Raw genomic sequence first — 1,257 nt, forward strand, 5'->3', positions numbered from 1 at the left:
TGGAATACCATTGAGAATCGGGATCTACGTACTGAAAACAGAAAATAATAAAACTGCTGATTATGAAATTCATTTTTAAAAGAAACAGCAAAAATAGTCCTGCTGAAACTTATGATTTCAGGGACAATCTATTGAAAAGATTTGATGAAGCGAATCTTCGTTTGCAATATAGGTGCGCCAACTGGCTAGAAAGAAAGACAGCGCATTTATCACGTCAAAGTTGGATTGTGATTCTTTTTTGTTTTACAATTTTTACAGGAGGTTGCAGTATTTATATAATGGTAAATAGCTTTTCAGCGAATACGACTAAAAGTATCACTATAACTCCAATTAGCAAACCAACTAATGTGGTGCCATTTGAGAATGAAACCATGCAACAAAATGCGACAATCAGTAAAACTGAATTTGAAAGAATTGTCCGTTTTCGGGAATATATGGATAGTCTGGGTCGCAGTCCCACAGGGAAAAAACGGTATGACAGCATTGCGCAATACCGTCCCGGACTTTTAGACAGTCTCACCATAGTCGAACACTATTATCACTCACAATTTAAAAAATAATATCATGGAACAAAAAACAAAATCACTAAAAACACTTAGACAGCGCAAGATGCTATTAGTATTGCCGCTATTGGTCTTGCCGTTTATTACCACTATGTTTTGGGCATTGGGCGGAGGGAAACAAGAGGTTACAGAAACGAAAGTAATTGAAAAGGATGGTTTCAATGCAGAGCTTCCCGATCCAAAATTTAAGGAAGATGCTACGTGGGATAAAATGAACTACTACGAGCAGGCTGCGCGTGATTCTGTAAAACTTGATGAACTCATTAAGAAGGATCCAAATTATTTAAGTCCTTCTTTTGAAGAGGATTCAATAGATAGTCACAATGATACACCTTTAAGAGGAAATCCTTCGATAAGAGAGAATACAGGTTTAAATACAGCTGCGTATCGAGATCCCAATGAAGAAAAGGTTCGTAATAAATTGGAAGCATTACAGAAGGCGATAAATGCACCGGTAGTTCAAAATCAAGAGTTTGATAAATATGAAAAATCGAATGAAACCTCGATGCATTCCAATGGCGTTGAGAAATTGGAAGAAATGATGCAATCCATGAACGGGCAAAAAGAGAATCCGGATCCTGAACTGCAACAGCTCAGTGGGATGCTTGAAAACATATTGGATATTCAGCATCCTGACAGAATGCAGGAAAAATTGAGAAAAGCCTCGGAAGCTCAGCGTGGACAGGTATTTGCT

1 protein-coding gene and 1 pseudogene are annotated in these 1,257 nt (G+C 37.6%); both read left to right on the plus strand.

Annotated features, from left to right (window positions below):
- The first annotated feature begins 62 nt into the window (after positions 1–62).
- Positions 63–560, plus strand: coding sequence for a hypothetical protein (locus FNW52_RS20335; RefSeq protein WP_143379301.1), 498 nt, complete (start codon positions 63–65; stop codon positions 558–560).
- Between the two features lie 4 nt (positions 561–564).
- Positions 565–1,257 (plus strand): annotated as a pseudogene (locus tag FNW52_RS21235) (conjugative transposon protein TraM); the annotation flags it as partial.

This window comes from Flavobacterium sp. ZT3R18, assembly GCF_007097385.1.
Lineage (GTDB): Bacteria > Bacteroidota > Bacteroidia > Flavobacteriales > Flavobacteriaceae > Flavobacterium.